This window comes from Dactylosporangium darangshiense (assembly GCF_039537565.1).
GTDB classification, from domain to species: Bacteria; Actinomycetota; Actinomycetes; order Mycobacteriales; family Micromonosporaceae; genus Dactylosporangium; species Dactylosporangium darangshiense.
Map to the genome: position 1 here is coordinate 1 of NZ_BAABAT010000183.1, position 1445 is coordinate 1445.

At 64.7% G+C, this 1445-nt stretch carries 2 protein-coding genes; one reads left to right on the plus strand and one right to left on the minus strand.

Features of this window, described 5'->3' with window-relative positions:
* Positions 1–184: 184 nt before the first annotated feature.
* Positions 185–532: a GNAT family N-acetyltransferase gene (locus tag ABD901_RS58565; RefSeq protein ID WP_345145056.1), complete on the minus strand. Its 348-nt coding sequence runs from the start codon at positions 530–532 to the stop codon at positions 185–187.
* 29 nt (positions 533–561) lie between these two features.
* On the opposite strand from ABD901_RS58565, the gene ABD901_RS58570 reads away from it, so the two are divergent.
* On the plus strand, positions 562–960 hold the full coding sequence (locus ABD901_RS58570) for an SDR family NAD(P)-dependent oxidoreductase (protein WP_345145058.1): 399 nt from the start codon (positions 562–564) through the stop codon (positions 958–960).
* The last annotated feature ends 485 nt before the right edge of the window (positions 961–1445 follow it).

Genomic DNA, 1445 nt, shown 5'->3' on the forward strand with positions numbered 1-1445 from the left:
CTGACGGTGCCCTCTCGAACTGGACGATAGAAGCCTGAAGAACCTCTATCTTTCCAGCTCGCGGGGGCATCATCGCATCCGGGCCCTCGTGCTCACATCAATCCCATCGGTGGATCAGGGCTGAGTCATCTCTGTACTCCTCTACGTCGGGGATTGCACAGGTTCCGGTGCTATCGGGCGTTCGTCAGTTGGCGCGTTCGCGCGGTGAACGGTCGGGTACTGTCGCGCGGCCCGGGAAGCGACCGTCGACGAGTTCCTTGTATTCAGGGTGGTCGGCAATGTAGTCCGCCACGAAGGGGCAGTAATTGGTGAGTTTCAGGTCTTGCGCTCGCAGGTCGTCCAGAGCGTGCTTGACAAGCCGGGTTGCGATCCCTCGGCCGCGGTACTCAGGCTCAACGATCGTGTGGCTGAGCGTCACGCGTTGATTGCCACGCGGTGTGTGGTAGACGATCATGCCGACAACCTGTCCGTCGACCACGGCTTCGTAAGACCCGCTGTTGTCGTTCTTCTGTACGTTCATCTCGGGGTTCACTTGGTTTCTCCTGATATTTCCTCGCGGGCATGGTCGCCGGGGGCCAGGGCGGCGCCATCGTCAACATCGGCTCGATGTGGGCGCACCAGGGCATCGCGGCGACGCCGCACTCCGGCTACTCCGTGCACAAGGGTGGCCCGCACTCGTTCACTAAAGCGCTCGCGATCGAGCTGGCGCCGCACGGCATCCAGGTCAACGCGGTCGCGCCCGCGGTTGTAAAGACACCCCTGTGCCTGCGGTTCGTCCCAGCGGACAAGCTCGATGAAACCGTCGCCAGCTTCGACAGCTCGCACCCGCTGGGACGCGTCGGCAGCCTGGAAGACATCGCGACCGCGGTGTCGTTCCTGCTGTCCGACAAGTCGAGCTGGATGGCCGGCGCCATCGCCGCCGTCGCCGTCGACGTCGCCATCATGGCCGGCCGCAACTGAGCCCTCGAAACGTAACGGCGGGATCGCGCCGGCGGGGCTGCGGGTTTCCCCGCGTCTGCAGCCCCGCATCCGGGGGAAACCCGATGCTGGTGAACCGAAGTGTCGTGCAGGCGAGGACTGGACGCGGGGCGCAGTGGGGAACGATCGCTGGGACCGGCCGTCGAACCGGCTCTGCGGACCGACCTCGATGAATGACAGGCCGGCAATCTACCGTCTTTCACGATCCAGCGCAGGTCGTAGCAGGCACGGTAGTTCGGCGGCCAGAAGGACCAGAAGCGACCGTCGTCGTCCAGATACCACTCGCCTCGAGTCGGTCGGCCATGCTCCACATATTGTGGTGTCACCACCCGACTCGAAGCGCTGAGCCCTGATCCACCGACGAGGTCTCGGTGCCCGGCCGGTCCAGCCCGATGATCTTGGACGCGGGTCAGGGCGTGTGGGAGTGACCGGCCGGGTTGCCGGTGCGCTCGATGGTCGAGGGAAGT

Coding starts and splice junctions, on each gene's coding strand:
- ABD901_RS58570 (WP_345145058.1), top strand. CDS start 562: ATGGTCGCCGGGGGCCAGGGCGGCGCCATCGTCAACATCGGCTCGATG.